The organism is Cronobacter sp. HA18003, from assembly GCF_011605905.1.
GTDB lineage: Bacteria > Pseudomonadota > Gammaproteobacteria > Enterobacterales > Enterobacteriaceae > Cronobacter > Cronobacter sakazakii.
On the sequence record NZ_JAANQO010000029.1, the window covers coordinates 46,320 to 66,352 of the forward strand.

At 58.9% G+C, this 20,033-nt stretch carries 12 protein-coding genes and 4 tRNA genes; 2 read left to right on the forward strand and 14 right to left on the reverse strand.

Annotation, left to right across the window (positions count from 1 at the left end):
- The first annotated feature begins 4 nt into the window (after positions 1 to 4).
- The gene (hemX, locus tag G6041_RS21095; RefSeq protein WP_012126047.1) at positions 5 to 1,201 is read left to right on the forward strand and encodes a uroporphyrinogen-III C-methyltransferase; all 1,197 of its coding nucleotides are present in this window, start codon (positions 5 to 7) and stop codon (positions 1,199 to 1,201) included.
- A complete protein-coding gene (hemY, locus tag G6041_RS21100; protein ID WP_004387258.1) occupies positions 1,201 to 2,397 on the forward strand; it encodes a protoheme IX biogenesis protein HemY in 1,197 nt (398 codons plus the stop codon). Before hemX ends, hemY begins: the two co-directional genes overlap by 1 nt.
- Before the next feature lie 569 nt (positions 2,398 to 2,966).
- Here the strand turns inward: hemY and G6041_RS21105 are convergent.
- From G6041_RS21105 to wecB, 14 genes are all read right to left on the reverse strand, one after another.
- The gene (locus tag G6041_RS21105; protein ID WP_012126048.1) at positions 2,967 to 8,549 is read right to left on the reverse strand and encodes an Ig-like domain-containing protein; all 5,583 of its coding nucleotides are present in this window, start codon (positions 8,547 to 8,549) and stop codon (positions 2,967 to 2,969) included.
- A 628-nt stretch (positions 8,550 to 9,177) separates the two neighbouring features.
- Positions 9,178 to 9,254: transfer RNA gene (locus G6041_RS21110), tRNA-Pro, on the reverse strand.
- A gap of 36 nt (positions 9,255 to 9,290) precedes the next feature.
- Positions 9,291 to 9,376, reverse strand: a tRNA-Leu gene (locus tag G6041_RS21115).
- Positions 9,377 to 9,398: 22 nt separating this feature from the next.
- A tRNA-His gene (locus G6041_RS21120) sits at positions 9,399 to 9,474 on the reverse strand.
- Positions 9,475 to 9,528: 54 nt separating this feature from the next.
- Positions 9,529 to 9,605: transfer RNA gene (locus tag G6041_RS21125), tRNA-Arg, on the reverse strand.
- Positions 9,606 to 9,707: 102 nt separating this feature from the next.
- Entirely contained in the window at positions 9,708 to 11,093 is a 1,386-nt protein-coding gene (gene thrP / locus G6041_RS21130; protein WP_012126050.1) for a bifunctional threonine/serine APC transporter ThrP, read from the reverse strand.
- A 225-nt stretch (positions 11,094 to 11,318) separates the two neighbouring features.
- Entirely contained in the window at positions 11,319 to 12,059 is a 741-nt protein-coding gene (gene wecG, locus G6041_RS21135) for a lipopolysaccharide N-acetylmannosaminouronosyltransferase (RefSeq protein WP_029039575.1), read from the reverse strand.
- Positions 12,060 to 12,074: 15 nt separating this feature from the next.
- Positions 12,075 to 13,439, reverse strand: coding sequence for an ECA oligosaccharide polymerase (gene wzyE / locus G6041_RS21140; RefSeq protein ID WP_004386371.1), 1,365 nt, complete (start codon positions 13,437 to 13,439; stop codon positions 12,075 to 12,077).
- Positions 13,436 to 14,512 (reverse strand): TDP-N-acetylfucosamine:lipid II N-acetylfucosaminyltransferase, encoded by a 1,077-nt coding sequence (locus G6041_RS21145; RefSeq protein WP_012126051.1) that lies wholly within the window; start codon positions 14,510 to 14,512, stop codon positions 13,436 to 13,438. Before G6041_RS21145 ends, wzyE begins: the two co-directional genes overlap by 4 nt.
- The gene (wzxE, locus tag G6041_RS21150; protein WP_012126052.1) at positions 14,509 to 15,759 is read right to left on the reverse strand and encodes a lipid III flippase WzxE; all 1,251 of its coding nucleotides are present in this window, start codon (positions 15,757 to 15,759) and stop codon (positions 14,509 to 14,511) included. Before wzxE ends, G6041_RS21145 begins: the two co-directional genes overlap by 4 nt.
- A gap of 1 nt (position 15,760) precedes the next feature.
- Positions 15,761 to 16,891 carry a dTDP-4-amino-4,6-dideoxygalactose transaminase gene (gene rffA, locus G6041_RS21155; RefSeq protein ID WP_012126053.1) on the reverse strand — a complete coding sequence of 377 codons (1,131 nt, stop codon included), beginning with the start codon at positions 16,889 to 16,891 and terminating at the stop codon, positions 15,761 to 15,763.
- 5 nt (positions 16,892 to 16,896) lie between these two features.
- Complete coding sequence (rffC, locus tag G6041_RS21160) at positions 16,897 to 17,580, reverse strand: dTDP-4-amino-4,6-dideoxy-D-galactose acyltransferase (RefSeq protein WP_012126054.1); 684 nt, start codon at positions 17,578 to 17,580, stop codon at positions 16,897 to 16,899.
- A 21-nt stretch (positions 17,581 to 17,601) separates the two neighbouring features.
- Positions 17,602 to 18,864 carry a UDP-N-acetyl-D-mannosamine dehydrogenase gene (gene wecC, locus G6041_RS21165; protein ID WP_004386379.1) on the reverse strand — a complete coding sequence of 421 codons (1,263 nt, stop codon included), beginning with the start codon at positions 18,862 to 18,864 and terminating at the stop codon, positions 17,602 to 17,604.
- Entirely contained in the window at positions 18,861 to 19,991 is a 1,131-nt protein-coding gene (gene wecB / locus G6041_RS21170) for a non-hydrolyzing UDP-N-acetylglucosamine 2-epimerase (RefSeq protein ID WP_004386380.1), read from the reverse strand. The genes wecC and wecB overlap by 4 nt, the downstream gene beginning before the upstream one ends.
- Between the last annotated feature and the right edge of the window lie 42 nt (positions 19,992 to 20,033).

Below are 20,033 nucleotides of genomic sequence, written 5' to 3' on the forward strand. Positions count from 1 at the left end.
CACAATGACGGAACAACAACACACCCCTGCTACGGTTGAAGAAACCCCGCAGGTTGTGGAGACTACGCCACAGCCGGAACCGACCGCGAAAAAAGACCGCTCCGGCAAAACCGCGCTGGTGCTGAGCGCTGTGGCCATCGCCATTGCGCTGGCGACAGGCGCGGGCCTGTGGACCTGGAGTAAAAAGCAGTCCGATACGCAAAACGCCAACAGCGATACGCTCGCCACCCAGTTAACCTCGTTGCAAAATCAGCAGCAGGCGCAGAAAGCTGAATTTGAGAAAACCCTCAAGGCGCAGGCTGACGCGCTCGCGGCCGCCACTCGCCAGCAGGAAGCGATGGCGCGTGAACTGGATGAAGTCCAGAAGAAAGTCGCGACCATCTCCGGCAGCGACGCCAAAACCTGGCAGCTCGCCCAGGCGGATTTCCTGGTCAAACTCGCCGGACGTAAGCTCTGGAGCGATCAGGACGCCACCACCGCCGCCGCGCTGTTAAAAAGCGCCGATGCGAGCCTCGCCGACATGAACGACCCAAGCCTTATTACCGCCCGCCGCGCGCTGACGGATGACATCGCCGCGCTGGCGAGCGTCACGCAGGTCGATTACGACGGCATCATTCTTAAGATCAATCAGCTCTCCAACCAGGTCGACAACCTGCGCCTTGCGGACAACGACAGCGACGACGCCCCGATGGACAGCGACGGCAGCGAGCTTTCCAGCTCGCTGAGTGAATGGCGTCAGAATCTGGTGAAAAGCTGGCACAACTTTATGGACAGCTTTATTACCATCCGCCGCCGCGACGAGACCGCCGTGCCGCTGCTGGCCCCGAATCAGGATATCTACCTGCGCGAGAATATCCGCTCGCGCTTGCTGGTCGCCGCCCAGGCCGTGCCGCGCCATCAGGATGAGATTTACAAGCAGTCGCTTGATAACGTCTCGACATGGGTACGCGCCTATTACGACACCAGTGACGCGGGCACCAAAGCGTTTCTGGAATCTATCGACAACCTGGCCCAGCAGAACATCAGCATGGATCTCCCGGAAACCCTGCAAAGCCAGGCGATTCTGGAAAAACTCATGCAGACGCGCGTGCGTAACCTGATGGCGCAGCCGTCAGTACCGGGCGATGCTGCCGTCCCGCAGGTTGACGACCCGCGGACCCAGGCTCCGGCAGATGCGGCACCGACGCAGGGAGAACAGTAATGCTGAAAGTCTTATTGCTGTTTCTGCTGTTGATCGCCGGGATCGTGGTCGGCCCGATGGTGGCAGGCCATCAGGGTTATGTATTGATCCAGACCGATACCTGGAATATTGAAACCAGCGTCACCGGCCTTGCGATCATCCTGATCCTCTCGCTGGTGGTGCTGTTTGCGATCGAGTGGCTGCTGCGCCGCCTGTTCCGCACCGGCGCACGTACCCGCGGCTGGTTCGCGGGCCGCAAACGCAGCCGCGCGCGCAAGCAAACCAAACTGGCGCTGCTGAAGCTTGCCGAGGGCGACTATCAGCAGGTTGAAAAGCTGATGTCGAAAAACGCCGATCACGCGGAACAGCCGGTGGTTAACTATCTGCTGGCCGCGGAAGCCGCCCAGCAGCGCGGTGACGAAGCCCGCGCCAATCAGCATCTTGAGCGCGCGGCGGAGCTGGCGGATAACGATCAGATCCCGGTTGAGATCACCCGCGTGCGTCTGCAACTGGCGCGCAATGAAAACCACGCGGCGCGTCACGGCGTTGACCGTCTGCTGGAAATCACCCCGCGCCACCCGGAAGTGCTGCGTCTGGCAGAACAGGCGTATATCCGCACCGGCGCGTGGAGCTCACTGCTGGATATTATTCCTTCGATGCAAAAGGCGGGCGTGGGCGACGACGAGCACCGCGACGCGCTGACGCGTCAGGCCTGGATCGGGCTGATGGATCAGGCGCGTGCCGATCAGGGCAGCGACGGTCTGAAAGCCTGGTGGCGTAACCAGAGCCGCAAAACGCGCCATCAACCGGCGTTGCAGGTGGCGATGGCGGAGCATCTGATTGAGTGTGACGATCATCAGACCGCGCAGGAGATTATCCTCGATGGCCTGAAGCGCCAGTATGACGATCGGCTGGTACTGCTGATGCCGCGCCTGAAAGCCGGTAACCCGGAGCAGCTCGAAAAAGCGCTGCGCCAGCAGATCAAAACCTACGGCGATCGCCCGCTGCTCTGGAGCACTTTAGGCCAGCTGCTGATGTCCCACGGCGAATGGAAAGAGGCGAGCCTCGCGTTTCGTGCCGCCCTCAAACAGCGCCCGGACGCCTTCGATTACGCCTGGCTTGCAGACGTACTCGACCGACTGCATCAGCCCGAAGAGGCCGCCACGATGCGCCGCGATGGCCTGCTGCTGACGCTACAGCAAAACGGCCCGCAATAATTCCCACCCCTCTTCGGAGGGGTTTTTTATTCCTGCGGTTTGAGTAAGTCGTTAACGTCAGTGACCGGGGTGAGCGCGCGCCACCAACACCGCCACGGCGCAAAAGATGCCCCACAGCGCAGGCAAAAAAATACCTGCCCGAAGGCAGGTATCAAAACAGGTCTGTTTGACAACAAATGTGGTGCTTCACTCAACGTTATGTCCATGGTGTTTGATGAGGCCGAAGCGACATCTGTCTGTGGACGATAAGCACCGTAAACGGCTCTGCGTCATTCCTGGGTTTATGAAGCCGGAGCAAACATAATAAGTGGAATGAGCATCTACATTTCTATTGTAGCATTTATCGTGCCAGGTATGCAGCGTTTGTCTGCAACGGCTAACCCCTTGTTTCATCGCTACTGTGACCGGGGCCGTAGGCGCATTTCCCTGGCAGGCGCAGCCTTCAGGTGTCATCAAATAGCGACACGGTTTCCAGCCCGGCATCTTTCCTTATAGATATTAAAAACTTATATGTCTCCTGTGGGCGACACGTATAACGCGGAGTGTCGCTAAAACCCATCACTTCTCTCTTACATCAGTTTTACGTGGACATTTTCCTGAATCAGCAAATCGCCCAGCGTGTTGGTCGACCCCAGCGCGCTGTTGTGATAAACGTCGAACACATGATCGCCGATAGTCTCGACGCCGCTCACCGACCAGATGCCTTCCGGCGTATTAAGCAGCGTCACTTCACCGCCGTTGTCCCCCGTAATACGCAACGGCTCGTGAGGATCGTCTTTCAGATTCAGCGCGTTATCGAGATTCAGGGTCAGGCTGCCGTTGCCGCTGGTACCGAGATCGAGCACATCAATGTGCGTCACTTTGAAACCGAGCTGCGCGAGGTTGAGCGTCTGCAGCTTGTCGCCGAGGGTTAAGGTATCGACACCCGCGCCGCCATCAATCCGGCTGAAATCCAGACTGTTGAGAATAAAGTGGTCGTTACCGTCAGTGCCTGTCAGCGCCACGTCGCTGATGAGCAGCGGCTCAGCGAACAGTGCCATCAGCGCGGGTGGCGCCACGCCGTTCTGCAACTGCACTGTATGCTGTGTGGAAACCTGATTACCGGCGTCATCGCGCGACGTAATATCGAGCGTATAGCTCCCTTCGGGCTGGGCCAGGGCATCGGGTGAGATCGCCACGCTCCAGCTACCATCGCCAAGCACCGTCGTTGTCAGCGTGACGCTGCCAAAGAGGACAGTCACCTCCGCGCCGGGTTCGGAATCACCGCTGATCAAAAGCCCTCCGCCTGCGATCTCCGTCTGATCGATAATGTCATCGCCGGTCACGGGTAACACATCGACCGTGGGGATAACGGTATCGACGGTAGAGAAGGTCTGCCGGCTGCCCGCGTTACCCGCCACATCGGTTACGTCCACGCGAATCGGTACTGCGCCCTGCGGCAGCGCCTGAAGCTGTGTCGGCGTTAGCGTCACGCTCCAGGTACCGTTGCTGTTAATGGTGGGCGTATAGGCGATGCCGCCAATAGTGACCGTCGCTGACTCCACCAGCGCACTGGAATTCAGCCCCGTGGTGCCGGTAATCGTCTGATCCGTTTGTGATTCTGCCTGGCTCAGGAAGCCATCACCATACGCAAGCGTAATGGTCGGCGCGGGCAGCGTCCTCAGCACGCTGACTGGCGCGGTGTCGCTGCCGCTGTTGCCTGCGGCATCCGTCTGGGTTGCGCTGAGCGTGTAATCGCCATTCGGCACAGAGCCCAGCGCGCTGGCAGGCAACTGCACGCTCCAGGTGCCGTTCGCCAGCACCGTGGTGTTATAGGTAACGCCGTTAAGCGTCAGCGTTAATGGCAGGTCGGCTTCGCCGGTGCCGGTGATCGTCACGCCGCTTTGCGCCTCCGCCTGATTGATGTAACCGTCAGCAGCCAGCGGCTCGTTAATCGTGATAACCGGCGCGGTGAAATCAATCGTCAGCGGCACCGTCTCCGTGACGGTATTTCCCGCGTCATCTTCAGCGGTGACGACCATGTCATAAACATCATCCACAAGCGATGCCAGCTGCCCTGCGGGAATATTGATACTCCAGTTGCCGTTACCGGCGGTCGTCACCGGGCCGTAAGTTTCACCGTTTAAGGTAAACGTCACGACGCTGCCCGGATCGGACGTGCCGGAGACCGCGATGACGCCAGCCGCCTCGGTCGGGTTAATCAGGTTGTCGCCGGTCACGTCATTGACCGTCAGCGACGGCGGTACGAAATCGGCGCTGAAGCTGTTATTCCCGTTGCCGCTATTGCCCGCGGTGTCGGTCACCGTCACGGTAATAGGAATTTGCGAGCCATCGGCGGGCATCGCCTGTAAATCCGCAGCAGGCACGGTGATCTGCCAGGTGCCGCTGGCATCAAACGTGGCGGTATAAGTGATGCCGTTAATCACGACTTCCACGTTTGCCGCATGGGCGGTGCCTGTTGTGCCCGTCACGATTTGATCGGTTTGCGACTCCACCTGCGATAAAAACGCATTGCCGAAGGGCAGCGCTTCGACCGTTGGCGCAGGCGGCGTCACCAGCATTTCAAACGGCCGGTTTGTTGTGCCGCTGTTGCCCGCCGCGTCGGTCGCCACCACGTTTGCGGTATAGTCACCATCCGCGAGCGCGGCGAGTGACACATCCGTCGTCCAGACGCCGCTGGCGTTGGTCGTGGCGTTAAAGGTCAGCGTGCCAATGGTGATCACCACCGTACTGTTGGCCTCTGCCGTACCGCTTAGCGTTACCAGGCCTCCCGCCTCCGCCGCGCTGACAATATCATCGGTCGCGATGGGATTGATGGTCACCACGGGCGCGGTGGTATCAAGCGTCACGAGATGATCGACAGACACCGCGTTGCCTGCGGCGTCGGTGAGCGAGGCGGTGACGGTCAGCTCACCGTCACTCTGTGCCTGAACATCTGCTGCCGGCACATCCACGCTCCACGTCCCGTCCGGCTGTACCGTCGCGTTGTAAGTATTGCCACCCAGTGTCACCGTGACGGTGCGCCCGGCGTCCGCGGTGGACGCTGTGCCGGAAATCGTCACGTCGCTTTGCGACTCCGCATCGCTGATGATGTCATCCACCGCAATAGTGTCTATCGTCAGCGTGACAGAGCTATCGACTGTCACCGTCTGTCCCGCGGATACCTGATTCCCGGCGATATCCTGCGAGCCCACCACCACACTGAGTGGCCCGTCGTTCAGGCCGCTCAGCGCCGTGGCAGGGACGGTGACGCTCCAGCTACCATCGCTCCCCACCTGCGCGTTATACGTCACGCCATTAAAGAGCACCGTCACTGGTTGGCCGGCTTCAATAGCCGTGCTGTCGCCGGTAATGGTCAGGTCGATGCCTTTTTCCGTCGCGTTAATGATGTTGTCTGTCGCAATCGGATCGACAGAAATCGTCGGGTTCGTCTGGGCGACGACCGTGAGATCGCCGCTGGCGGAGGCCGGGTTACCGCTGGTATCCGTGACGCTGGCGTTGACAGTCCACTGTTGATCGGTGAGCAACAGCACATCCGTCGCGGGCACCTCCACGCTCCAGCTGCCATCGCTCTGCGTGGTGGCGGTATACGTTTTACCATTGAGCGTCAGCGTGACGGTCTGCCCCGCTTCAACATTTGTGCTGGTGCCGCTCAGCAGGAGCGGTCGGGTATGCTCGAAGGCGTTCAGGTAACCATCGCCGGACAGCGGGTTGATGGACAGTACCGGCAGCGTGGCGGCACTGGCGTCGATCGTCACCGGATGGTTAATGGTGACGCTGTTACCCACGGCGTCGCTTAACGACACCGTTAGCGGCTGCTGGCCGTCAGCGAGCGCCTGAAGGTCTGCCGCAGGCAGATTGACAGTCCAGCTACCGTCCGGCTGAACGGTGGTGGTGTAATCCTGACCGTTAAGCGTCACGGTCACCGTCCGCCCGGCGTCTTCTACCGATGCCGTACCGCTCACCGGCACATCTCCCGCAATCTCCAGTGAGTTGATGATATCGTCGCCCGCGACAGGGTTGACGGTAAGAGCTACCTCGGTATCAACCGTGACCGTGCTCCCCGCCACGCCGCGGTTACCCGCCGCGTCACTGGCGCTGACGGAAATGGGCACATCGCCCTGAGGCAGCGCCTGCACATTCGCCGCCGGTATCGTCACGCTCCAGCTACCGTCGGCCCCGGCCGCCGTCACATAGGTCACACCGTTGATGAGCACACTGACGCTCTGTCCGCTCTCCAGCCCGCTACTGGTGCCGCTCACTACCACATCCGCGCCGCTCTCCAGCGCCGTGATGATGTCATCGCCGGTGACCGGCGTAACGGCAAGCGTCGGCGGCGTGGTATCCACATCGAATGATTGCTGCGGCGCAGCACCGAAGTTCCCTGCGCCATCGACCGCAACCACGGTTATCGTTATTTCGCCATCCGCAAACTGCTGGAGCACATCGGGCGGCAACGCCAGCTGCCAGTTGCCGTTCTCATCGACGGTCGCCAGATAGTTATTACCGCCCGCCACGGGATCGACATTCAGCGACCACTTGCCATCGCTGCCCCGCACCGGCGTGGCGTGGCTGAGCACATCCAGCCCACCGATGTTGACGATCACCCCCTGAGAGCCGCCGAACGCGCCGGTTTTCCCGGTGAGCAACTGCGTGACTTTGGTGTCGTTATTGTTCAGCAGATCGTCGCCAAACGGCGTGTTGAGTGTCGGCGCGGGCGGCGTCAGCGCCATGGTTACGGTTTCGCTGGTGGTGCCTGTATTGCCGGCAGCGTCTTTGGCGGTGACGGTGAGCGGATAGTTGCCGTTTGCCATGCCATCGAGCGCATTGGCAGGGATTTGCACGCTCCATTTGCCGTCGGCACCCGTCGTGGTGGTGTATTGCTGATTGTTATAGCTCACGGTGATTTGCGCGCCGGGCTCAGAGGTACCGTTTATCGCAATGGGCAGTTTGCTTTCAATGGCGTTCACCAGATTGTCGCCCGTGAGCGGTAACACGGTAACCGGCGGCGGAATGGTATCGACCGTGGCGATAATCGTATTACTGCCGGTATTGCCCGCCGCGTCGGTGACGATAACGCTTATCGGCAGTTCACCCTGCGGCAGCGTACTGAGCTGTGCAGGCGTCAGCGTCAGGCTCCAGTTGCCCTGGCCGTCGACCTCGACCGGGTACGAGACGCCGTTTATCACGACTACCGCGCTTTGTCCCGCGCCGGTTATGCCGGTCGTGCCGCTGATGGTCTGGTTGCCCTGGCTTTCGGTCAGCACCAGCATATCGTCGCCAAATACCGGGGCGATTTGCGGGTCGGGCAGGAATTGCGCCGCGACATCCAATGACGATTCGGCGCTGATGGTATGGCCGGCGGTATCGGTCGTGGTCACGCGCACCGGCAGCGGACCGTCCGGGAATGCCTGCACGTCGGCTGCCGGAACCGTCAGCGACCAGGTATTATCCGCCGCAACGGTAGTGGTGTAGGTTTTGCCGTTAATCGTCACCGTGACCGTCGTGCCAGGGGCCACGTTCACGGTCTGGCCGCTGACCACCAGCGCGTTTTGCGCTTCCTGGGCATTCAGCATGCCGTCGCCGGAAAGCGTATTGAGTTTGATGGTGCCATTGCTGCCGCTGTTCCCGCCATTGTCGCCGCCCCGGTCGTTATCGCCACCGCCACCGCCGGAACCTGCCGCGGCAATCACGCCGCCGAGCGCCACCGCGCCGAGAATTGGCCCCAGAATAGCCATCGTATGACTGTCGCCGATAAGCAGCGGCTCAATGCTGTCTACCGTCTGATATTCCGGCGTCAATCCAGGCGCGCTGGCGGCCATCGTTTCATTCGAGGGAAAGACGGCATGAACCGGCGGATGTTTCCCGTCATCAAATAATAATTCGCTGTGATAGCCGTCCTGCTCGGCAAAATAGTTTTTACAGACGACGGTACTGCCGTTTTGCATATGCAGAATTAGGTCATCGCCCTGCCGTTCGTAATGCAGCGCCGCATCTGGCGTTGCCTGAATACGCACCACGGAAGGCTCCGACAGTATTAATGTCCGGGTGCCCTGCGCCTGTACGGTGGTAATTAATTCGCCGCCATGACGCGCCAGCGTTTGAATGGTTAATGCCTGCGCGGTTGCACTGCCATCGAGAATTGTTGCCATAACCCCTCACTTATTTTTGTCACGTATGTCAAAACAGAACGTTCCGCAAACAACGGGAAGAGAAAAACGGGCTGTGCTCAGAAAAGGCGCACAGAGCAGGGAAGACGGCAACGCGAGGAAAATTCCAGGCATTCAGTCCCGACGGCTTAATTTCAGATATGTAATAGGTGTAATGGGTGTTGGGAAAATTTCAAATGGTCTAATTAAAAATTAGCAGTCAATTAATTCATGAGGATTTGCGCAGGGTTCTTTTAAAATCAATGCATTATATTTTTTCGCTCATCACCGAAAATTATATAAAAGCAATCTGGCTAATATTAATTGGCAACCACCAATCTTAAAGGCGGCTAAAATTAACAATGCATCACCAAAAATAAATCAGTAATCATAAAAAACCCTCATTTCAAAATAAAAAGTGGCCAATAAAGCGCAGCGGCAGATTTAATCATTAGCACAGAAACTGATTAATAACGCTAACCGAATTTTGTGAGCGCGATTACAGTACGGCAGGCAGATAACAACACGAGAAGTGTTTAAGAAACGAGAAAAGTTTCTGGAAAAATAAAGTACAGAAGTAAAGCGGCAGGAGGCGGAAAACAAAAAACCTCGCCGAAGCGAGGTTCAAAAGTGGTCGGCGAGAGAGGATTCGAACCTCCGACCCACTGGTCCCAAACCAGTTGCGCTACCAAGCTGCGCTACTCGCCGTATACTGCTTTTTGACTTTTTTGTTCAATCAAGTAGTGGTGCGAGGGGGGGGACTTGAACCCCCACGTCCGAAGGACACTAACACCTGAAGCTAGCGCGTCTACCAATTCCGCCACCTTCGCATCGCCACAAACTCTTAAATAATGGGGTGGCTAATGGGACTCGAACCCACGACAACTGGAATCACAATCCAGGGCTCTACCAACTGAGCTATAGCCACCACTGTATTCTTTCACGCGGTATTAAAACCACCGCAGCTCAAGCGCCGGTTAAATGGCGCGCCCGACAGGATTCGAACCTGAGACCTCTGCCTCCGGAGGGCAGCGCTCTATCCAGCTGAGCTACGGGCGCGTAGCGCCGTTGCGGGTGGGGATACTACGGACTTCGCGCCCTGCTGTCTAGTGCTTTTTTGAAGAAAATGCGCGTTTGGTTATGCTTTGCGCATTCTGGCGGTTATCCGTCCACTTTGGGGGTCGAACCGTAGCGATCGAACCCGAAAAGCTTATAAATAACGCTCACCAGTACCAGGAAAATCGCGCCGACAATCAGCGACATCCGCGTATCGTCGTTGAATCCCATGCCCACCAGCACACAGATCAGGAACGCCATCGTCAGGTAATTCGCCCACGGGAACAGCACGGAGCGGAACGGATGCGAGGCAATCGCCGCCTGGTGCGTCTGGCGAAAGCGCAGCTGGCTAATCAGGATAACAAACCACGGCACCATACCCGGCAGCACACTGGCGCTGTAGACATAAACAAACACGCGCTGCGGATTCGGGATAATGTAGTTCAGGCACGAGCCCACCAGCAGGATAACAATGGAGAGCGCGACCCCCGCCACCGGTACGCCGTTGCGGGAGACTTTGCCCATCGCCGCCGGTAACTGGCGGTTTTTCGCCAGCGCATAGAGCATACGCCCGCAGCTGTACATGCCGCTGTTGCAGCCGGAGAGCGCGGCGGTCAGCACCACGAAGTTGATAATGCCTGCCGCGGCGGTGATGCCGATTTTCGCGAAGGTCAGGACGAACGGGCTGCCGTTGCTGCCAATCTCATCCCACGGGAAGATAGTCACGATAACGAAAATCGCGCCTACATAGAAAATCAGGATGCGCCACAGCACTTTGCCGACCGCGCTGCGCAGCGTCACCTGCGGGTTTTTCGCTTCGCCCGCGGTAATGCCAATCAGCTCAACGCCCTGGTATGACGCCACGACGATACAGAGTGCTGTCAGAAAGCCCTTCCAGCCGCCGGCAAAGAAACCACCGTGCGAGGTGAGATTGCCGAAGCCAATGGCATGGCCGCCGTTGCCGAAGCCAAAGAAAATCACGCCAAGCCCAACCACTATCATGACGATAATGGTGGTGACTTTAATCATCGCGAACCAGAACTCGATTTCGCCATACAACCGCACCGCAGCAAGGTTCGCCAGCGCGACCAGCCCCACGGCAATCAGCGCGGGTATCCACTGCGCCATCTCCGGGAACCAGAACTGGACGTAAACCCCGATGGCGGTGATTTCCGAAATACCCACCGCCATCCACATAAACCAGTAGGACCACGCGGTGAGATAGCCGAAAAACGGGCTCATATAGCGGTGCGCGTAAACGGCGAACGAACCGGTTACCGGCTCAAGGAACAGCATTTCGCCCATAGAGCGCATAATGAAAAAGACGAACAGCCCGGCGATGATGTAGGCCAGCAGCACCGACGGCCCCGCCCATTTCAGCGTGCTGGCGGCGCCCATAAACAGCCCCACCCCGATAGTGCCGCCGAGCGCAATCAGCTCGATATGTCGGGCCTCCAGCCCTCGCTGTAGTTCCGGTTTATTCTCTGCCATAGATCCTCTGTGTTGTGTTTCACGTGCGTCCAGGTGAACCTGGTTATTGTGATGGTGAATAACGACGCGCCTGCGGGCAGCGTAACCCTGCCGCGTCCCGGCAAGGGGCGGGCGAATGGTTCCGCAATTTGAGAGAAATGGCAAATAATGCGTGGTAAAAATGCGCTTACTGCGCAATAAATCATCAGAAGAGAAACGGCGGCATCGGCAGACGCCGCCTCAGGATTAGAGCCTGCCGGTATAGTGCCAGCCCAGATAGCGCAGCAGGCGCAGCTGGCGTTTGAGACGGCTCGGCTGGGAGAGCAAACGGTAGAGCCATTCCAGCCCCAGGTTTTGCCACGCTTTCGGCGCGCGTTTCACATGGCCCGTGAACACATCGTAGGTGCCGCCGACGCCCATATACAGGGCGTCAGGGTGAACGAGACGGCAGTCGCGCATAAAAATCTCCTGGCGCGGCGAGCCCATCGCCACCGTGACAATCTGTGCGCCGCTGTCGCGGATGCGCGCAAACAGCGCCGCTCGCTCCTCTGGCTTAAAATAGCCATCCTGCGCGTCGACAATATTCACATTCCACTGCCGCTTGAGCTTTTCGATAGTTTGCGCCAGCACCTGCGGCTTGCCGCCCACCAGAAACACCGGCGTGCCTTCGCGTCCGGCGCGCGCCATCAGCGCCTCCCAGAGATCGGCACCCGCCACACGCGACACTTTCGCCTGGGGATACTTTTTACGGACCGAACGCACGACGCTAATGCCGTCGGCATATTTAAACTCCGCCGCTTCAATCAGACTGCGGACTTCGGCATCCGCCTCCAGCGCCAGCATCTTCTCGGCGTTAATCGCCACCAGCGTGCCGTGGCGCAGCGAGCCATCGGCATAGAGATAATCGAGCGCGTGTTGCATATCGCGCCACCCCAGCAGCGGCAGGCCGCGAAGCGTATAGACCGGGGCGGTGACCTGTTCAGACATCATATTCCCTTAACCTTAAAGCGTTTCCGTTGGCGACAGCGGCGCGGCACGACGACGGCGCGGCTGGATAAGCCCTGCACTATCCAGCAGCCAGTAAATCAGTTTCGCGACGACCAGACAGGCACCGAAGACCACCATAAAAAAGATCACGCGCGACACAAAGGCATCCAGCCCTTCACGGGCCAGCACAATCATGTTGAAGATAGCGCCGAAGCAGAAGCTGTGCAGAATCGCGGCCTTATAGCGGTTCGGTTCATGGTTGCCGCGCTCATACAGCCAGTCGAACCATTTAATAATCAACCCGACCACCACCGCGCCAGGCGGGATAAACCACACGCCGCCCATCACGACCAGCGAGCCAAGCAGCGTCGGGGAGATAGCCAGCCCCGAGTGGTTATTCAGCACTTCCCAGGTGAAATAGTTAGCGGTGTTGAGCACGATATGCGGCCTGTCAGGCCAGACCCATGACGGAATAAACACATAGAAATCGCGCGCAATCGGTGCCAGCCCCTGAAACTCAATGTCACCGTAGTGTTGCAACAGCAGCGCCAGGTTTTCCCACGGCGAGAAGGTGTCACGCGTGAGGTAAAGAAAGGTGTAAAACGCTTCGTCGCCGCTGACGTTAAGCCCATAGCGCTTCAGCGCCAGCCAGAACATCCCGACAATCCCCATTACGCCTGCCGCAGCCAGCATGCCAGGCGAGATCCAGCCGCGAATAATGCCGATAAACAGGAAGATTGCGAACGCAATAATAATATTGGCGCGCGTGCCGCCGACAATCATATACGTCAGCAGGCCAAACCCGACGGTACTGACGAGGAAAAAGAGCCACGCGCGGCTGCTCTGACGAAGAAAATAGACCACCAGCATCGCCGGTATAAAGAAGTAGAAAAAGCGCTTTAGCGCCACGCCGGAGACTTCGCTGGAGAAAATCTGGCTGTACGAATGCAGCCGGAACAGCAGAAAGCCGTTATGCATAAAGAAAATGCCGACGCTCACCAGCGCGACCGCCATCATCACCATCCACGCCAGATGGGTTTCAACGCGGTTCATGGTAAACAGCCCGCCGCCGGAGGACGCTGCCTGCGCCCGCGCCGTCCGCAACCGCGTTTTGTAGGTGACGTAATAGACCGCATAGAAACAGCCCGCCGAAAGCAGCGCCTGCAACAACACTTCCGCAGGCACCACCGCCACGTTAAAGCGAAACACCAGAATGCTGGTCAGCGGAAAGCCGAAGAAAAACGTCAGCAGGAACAGCAGCGAGAAAAAGACGTTAAAGTTAAACCGCACCCGGCGGAACTCAAACCAGGTCAGCGTGCCGATAAACAGCGTCGCCAGCAGCCAGACGATAAACAGGCCGCTGAATTGCAGTAAGCTCATGCCACTTCTCCTGAAGCGATACGCAGCGCGCGGTGCCAGCCGGCCAGGTAGTTAGGCTTAAAGAACGCGATTTGCGATTTATCGACCATCTGCAACTGACGCTGCGCCTCGCGCACCGTCACCTCGTTAAGCTTATCGCCGGTAAACAACACCGGCAGATTTTGTTCCACCATATCCTGCCAGAAGGGGTTTTCGCGGCTCAGCACGCACGGCACGCCTGCCTGAATCAGGAGGCACAGTGTGCCAATCCCCTGCTGGCGCGCAAAAATGAAATACCCGAGATCGCACTGGCGCAGCAGCGTCAGATACGCGTCGAAATCGAGCTTTTCACGCAGGATGTTAAGGTTTTCCGGGCTGAACAGCGCTTGCCCGGCTCGCGTCACTTCGTCTATCCACGCGTCGTTATTCGAAGGATATCCCATCGGCACAATCACACTGACGTTATCGCCAAACTGCTGATGCACCGCCTGCAATGCCGCGATATGGTCATTGCTTCGATCGCCGGAGTTACCCACCAGAATCGTTAACTTGCCGTCACGCTCAGGCGGCGGCAGCTGGTTTAACCCTTCATCCATACGCGTCGGGAAATAGAGCAGCTCACCCGGCACGCCGGGATGACGCTTCGCGAAGTGACTGAGATCGCCACGCGTCGCGAACACATGCCCGACGCGCCCCTGCGCCAGACGGCGCAGCCGGTAAAAGAGCTGAAACTTCAGGCTGCGCGAAGCTTCGTAGAGATCCGCGCCCCAGATATGCCAGCTCACCTGCGCGGGCTTCAGCCCGCCGCCAAGCAGCGCCAGCCACAGCGGCGCATTAAACTGGCCATGCAGAAAAAAGCGCTGCTGGCGGTTTTCACGCGCCAGCGCCACCACAGCGCGGGCAAGCGATTTTTTATCGGGATAAATGCTCAGCGAAAGCGCCGGGTACTGCTGACCGAGTTGTTCATCGGCGCTCACCACCATAAAGCGTCGCGCCTGTTCATTGGTTTCGGCCAGTTCATCGTTAAAGAAACGCAGTACCGTCTGGTTATGATGGGGAATATCGGACCCCAGAACGTGAATCAATGCTGTCATGTCTGTCTGCGCCAGAGTAAAAATACGCCACAACAGAGGGCGAAATAGACAATATAGGTCGCCATATAGGCCTGGGCCGCGCCCGCCGCGCCGTGCGCCGGGATCAGCCAGTATGAAAAGCCGGTTAATAAAGCAAACTGGCTGACTTCCGTCAAAATATAAAAGCGCAGCGAGGCTTTCGCGATAATCAGATAGCCAAAGACGTAAGCGCCCACTTTCAGTACATCGCCCACCAGTTGCCAGGCGAAAAGGTCACGCATCGCGGTAAACTGCGGCGAGAACAGCAGCCAGATGGCGAAATCACGCAGCAGCCAGACCGCGAAGCTCGCCGTCGCCACCGCAGGCAGCACAAACTTCAGCGCGCGTCCGATTTCGCGGGTGATGTCGCGCTTCGCCTCAAGGCGGGAGAGCGTAGGCAGCAGCCAGACGCTGAATGACGCGGTAATAAACTGTAAATAGGCATCGGAGATACTGCTCACGCCCTGCCAGATGCCGACGGCATCCCACCCGTAACGGGCGGCAAGCAGGTTTCGCATCATCACATACGCGACCGGCAGCGTTACCGCGGTCATCAGGGCCATCAGCGTGAATTTACCGAGATGGCGCGCCAGCGGGCCGTCCCAGGACGGTTTCAGATAGAGCAGCGGCACATGCTCGCGCCGCATCAGCATCCAGACCGCCGGGATGGCGACCAGCGCAGGCACCAGCGCCAGGCCCAGCAGCGCGCCTTCATACCCGCCGAGACGAAAACAGGCGTAATACGCCACCACGCCGATAAGACTGCCGATAATCAGCGCCAGCGCGTTGCCCGCCGCGTCGCGAAAGCCTTTGATAATGGCGAGCGTGAGGTTAGCCCAGGCGATCCCCATCTGGATAAAGGCCACCATGCGCACCACGTTTTCATAGCGAGCATGGCCAAACAGGCCAACGCTAATCGGCCCGGCTGCCAGCAGAAAAATCACCGCCAGTAACGTCGAGAAGCCCAGCACCATCGCCGATGCCGTGCCCGTGACGCGCTGTAGCCCGGCGGCGTCATGCTGATGCTGCGCGACCAGTTTCGTCACGCCGTTGAAAATGCCCGCCCCGGCTAACACGCCGAGCACCGTAATCAGCTGGCGGAAATTCCCCGCCTGCCCGACACCTGCAGGGCCAAACGCGACCGCCAGCAGTTTGACGACCACAAGCCCCGCGCCGATTTTGATAAGCGTGGACCCGGCGGTCCACACGGAAGCTTTAGCGAGCGACATATCAGCCGAAATAGCTCAGCAGCGTATTGATCACCGTGCGCTGGTTAACCGGCGCGAGGTTAAAGAACAGCGGCAGGCGCAGCAGGCGTTCGCTCTCGGCGGTAGTGAAACGGTCTTCGCCGTGGAACTCGCCGAATTTTTCGCCCGCCGGACAGCCGTGCAGCGGAATGTAGTGGAACACCGCCAGGATCTCGGCCTCTTTGAGGTACGCGATGAGCTTGCTGCGGTCGTCGATATCGCGAAGCTTAATGTAAAACATATGCGCGTTATGGCGGCAGGTCTCGGGGATCGACGGCAGCGTGATGCGTCCGGCGCGCGCCAGCGGGGCGAGCGCGTCGTAATAGGTTTGCCACAGCGTCAGGCGCTGCTGGTTAATGCGGTCTGCCGCTTCCAGCTGCGCCCAGAGATAGGCGGCCTGCAAATCGGACATCAGGTAGCTGGAGCCGATATCGCGCCAGGTATATTTGTCCACCTGACCGCGGAAGAACTGGCTGCGGTTGGTGCCTTTTTCGCGAATGATCTCCGCGCGCTCTATCAGCGCCGGATCGTTAATCAGCGTCGCGCCGCCTTCGCCACCGGCGGTATAGTTTTTGGTTTCATGGAAGCTAAAGCAGCCGATGTGGCCGATAGTGCCTAGCGCACGGCCTTTATAGGTCGACATCACGCCCTGCGCGGCGTCTTCCACCACATAGAGTTGGTGCTTTTCGGCAATCGCCATAATGGTGTCCATCTCGCAGGCCACGCCCGCGTAATGCACCGGCACGATGGCGCGGGTTTTATCGGTGATGGCCGCTTCAATCCGCGTTTCATCGATATTCATGGTGTCCGGGCGTACATCCACAAAGACGATTTTTGCGCCGCGCAGCACAAAGGCGTTAGCGGTGGAGACGAACGTAAAGCTCGGCATGATCACTTCATCGCCCGGCTGGATGTTCAGCAACAGCGCCGCCATCTCCAGCGACGCGGTGCAGGACGGCGTCAGCAACACTTTCGGGCTGCCGAAACGCTGTTCCATCCACTGCTGGCAGCGGCGGGTAAAACCGCCGTCGCCGCACAGCTTGCCGCTGCTCATCGCAGACTGCATATAGTCGATTTCCGTGCCAACCACGGGCGGTGCGTTAAATGGGATCATGATAGTTACCTGTATAACCAATAAGCGGTGTTTTCGATGTTGCCGCCGCTGGCAATATAGCGGCGCAGCGCGGCGCGGTTGCCCGCCTGCGTCGCAACCCGCAAGGTATAAAGCCCGCGCGTGACGCACCAGTGGCGCGCCGCCTGCATCAGGGCTTCTCCGGCGCCGCGACCGGCCAGCAGGCCGATACGGGCTTCTTGTTCGTTAAGCGCGCGCAGCGTCACGAAACCACGCAGCGCTCCCTGCGGCGTGCGCAGGATAAGACATTCGTGATCGAACGCGCCTTTAACCGCGTTTTCGACCCACTGCGCGTAAAACCGTCCGCTGGCATCAGGCGCATACCAGGGCGCGCGAAACCGGCTCATGGCAAACGCCTCCGCCGCCGCGTCGCGCAGCAGCGGAATATCATCGGACGTGGCGGTGATTATCTGCGCGTCGCGCGCGGGCGCATCAGGCGTGAGTGTCAGCGCGAAATCCACTTCGCCCTCCACCAGCTGAAAGCCGAGCTGCGCCAGGCCGTCCAGCAGATCGCAGCGGGCTGCGGGCACTTTCGCCTGCACGCGCGACCAGGCGTCTAATTGCGCCACGTCTAGCTGTGGCGCGGTATCAGAGAAACGGACAATCGCGCTGTCGATGCCGAAAAAGTGGCTTTCCCACTCAAGAGGATCAAGGGTGGCGTGGACATGCATCGGGCAGCTCCAGCAAAGGGTTCACCGCCAGACGCCTTTGGTGTCGACGACCCAGGTGTGATTAAGCGTCGAGCCGTCAATCGCTTTGAACTGCTGATGGTCAACCAGCATCACCAGCACGTCGGCCTGCGCCAGCGCGTCATCAAGCGCGCTCAGTTTGCACTTGCCTTCAAGGCGTGTCGGTAATGTATGGATGTTGGGCTCGACGACCAGCGTTTCACCGCTGTGCCAGTCGGCGATAAGCTCAGCGATTTCCATCGCCGGGCTTTCGCGTAAATCATCGATATTCGGTTTAAACGCCAGGCCAAAGCAGGCGATTTTCACTTCGCTGGCGCGGCGGTTGGTCGCAGCGAGGCAGTCCGCCAGCGTGCTTTTTACCTGCTGAATCACCCAGTGCGGTTTGTGGTCGTTCACTTCACGCGCGGTACGGATGAGACGCGCCTGCTGTGGGTTCTGCGCCACGATAAACCACGGGTCGACGGCGATGCAGTGGCCGCCCACGCCCGGCCCTGGTTGCAGGATATTTACGCGCGGATGGCGGTTCGCGAGGCGAATCAGCTCCCAGACGTTAATGCCCTGATCGGCACAAATCAGCGACAGCTCGTTGGCGAACGCAATATTCACATCGCGGAAGCTGTTCTCGGTGAGCTTGCACATCTCGGCGGTGCGGGAGTTAGTGACTACACACTCACCTTCCAGGAAGATTTTGTAGAGTTCGCTGGCGCGCGCCGAGCAGACCGGCGTCATCCCGCCAATCACGCGGTCGTTTTTAATCAGTTCAACCATTACCTGGCCCGGCAGCACGCGCTCCGGGCAGTAGGCGATATTGATATCCGCCGCCTCGCCCGCCTGCTGCGGGAAGCTGAGATCCGGACGCAGCGCCGCAAGCCATTGCGCCATCTGTTCGGTCGCGCCGACGGGCGACGTGGATTCCAGAATCACCAGCGCGCCTTTACGCAGCACCGGCGCGACAGATTCCGCCGCCGCCTGCACGTAGGCCATATCCGGCTCGTGATCGCCTTTGAACGGCGTGGGCACGGCGATGAGATACGCGTCCGCTTCAACGGGCGTTGTGCTGGCGCGCAGGAAACCGCCTTCCACGGCGGTTTTGACAACCTTATCGAGCTCTGGCTCGACAATATGAATTTCACCCCGGTTAATGGTATCGACCGCATGCTGATTAATGTCGATGCCGATGACCTGTTTTTCACGCGACGCGAATGCCGCCGCAGTGGGTAAACCGATATAACCCAGACCAATCACCGAAATGGTATTAAAACTCATAGTGATACCCGATTATTTTTAAGTGCATGTAATATCCGTTCGCATGCCTGCCCGTCGCCATAAGGGTTATGGGCGTGGCTCATGGCCTGGTACGCTGCCTCGTCGTGCAGCAGGCGCGTCACTTCGGCGACGATACGCTGCGTGTCCGTGCCCACAAGACGCACCGTACCCGCCTCGACCGCTTCCGGGCGCTCGGTGGTTTCACGCATTACCAGTACTGGTTTGCCAAGCGACGGCGCCTCTTCCTGAATGCCGCCGGAGTCGGTCAGGATCAGCCAGGCGTGGTTCATCAGCCAGACAAACGGCAGGTATTCCTGCGGCTCAATCAGCACTATGTTGTCGATGTGGCCCAGGATACGGTTGACCGGCTCGGTGACGTTGGGGTTGAGATGTACGGGATAGACAATCTGGACATCGCGGTTTTGCGCGGCGATATCCGCCAGCGCGCGGCAAATCTGCTCGAATCCTTCGCCGAAACTTTCGCGGCGATGGCCCGTTACCAGGATCATTTTCTTGTCGCCATCGAGGAACGGGTACTGCGTTTCGAGGCGCAGGCGCAGCGGTTCATCCGCCATCACGCGGTCACGCACGGCGATTAGCGCATCGATAACGGTATTGCCGGTGACAAAAATCCGCGCGTCCGGAATGTTCTCGCGCAGCAGATTCTGGCGCGACAGTTCGGTCGGGGCGAAGTGGTACATCGCCAGATGACCGGTGAGCGTGCGGTTGGCCTCTTCCGGCCACGGCGAATAGAGATCGCCCGTACGCAGCCCCGCTTCAACGTGACCGACGGGAATACGCTGATAAAACGCGGCCAGGCTGGTCGCGATGGTGGTTGTCGTATCGCCATGCACCAGAACGACATCCGGGCGGAATTCGGTCAGAATCGGTTTCAGCCCTTCCAGAATGCGACAGGTGATCTCGGTAAGCCCCTGTCCGGGCTTCATGATGTTCAGATCGTAATCCGGCACAATGGAAAAAAGATGCAGCACCTGATCCAGCATCTGTCTGTGCTGAGCGGTGACGCAAACCCGGGTGTCGAACGCGGGATCCTGTGCCAGCGCATGAACCAGCGGTGCCATTTTGATGGCTTCTGGTCGCGTGCCAAAAACGGTTAGTACTCTCACAACGATTCTCTTCAGTTGGCGATGAAGGCGACGCGCGCCTTC